General features: G+C 66.7%; 1 pseudogene. It reads right to left on the bottom strand.

From position 1 onward, the window contains the following. Positions 1–547: pseudogene (locus B2V17_RS04180) on the bottom strand (hypothetical protein); the annotation flags it as partial.

Here is a 547-nt window from a genome sequence, read left to right as displayed (position 1 = left end):
CACCAGCTCGTTGGCGAGCAGGGTGTAGAGCGCCTGATCGCGTTCCTCGGCGCTGCCCGCCTTGTTGGTCACAATCGTCCGCAGCAAAGCGGGGCCGGCCGAGCGGTCGATCAGGCGCGAACGGATCTCGCCATTGCTGACCGGCGAGCCGGGCGCGAAGACCGAAGCGAGCTTGCCGCTGCGTTCCCAGTTCATCGCCAGCCCCAGTTCGGCGAGCGGCCGCTGCCACGGACCCTTGGCGCCGCCGAGCAGGTCCTGCCAGAAGCCGGCCTCGTTGCGGTCCTTGAGCTCCGCCAGTGCCATTCCGCGCAGCACCTGACGGCTGAAAGCAAGGTTCGAATAGGCCGGCTGCTTGGCATTGTCCGGGATCAGCTGCAGCACCCGGCGGAAATCGCGGCCATAGTAGAAGGCATGAGTCGCCTGGAGATAGGTGAACAGCTCGCCCTGTCCGGCAAAACGCGAGGCCTGGGCATCGAGCTCGGCGGCGCTAAGCGCGAATTTGGGCTGCCCTTCGCCATAGGACTGGTCGCGCATCGCCACCAGGTCC

Source organism: Novosphingobium sp. UBA6272, assembly GCF_002440635.1.
Taxonomy (GTDB): domain Bacteria; phylum Pseudomonadota; class Alphaproteobacteria; order Sphingomonadales; family Sphingomonadaceae; genus Novosphingobium.
Note: the sequence above shows the minus strand (reverse complement) of the source record. Positions and strands in the feature narration are given on the sequence as shown.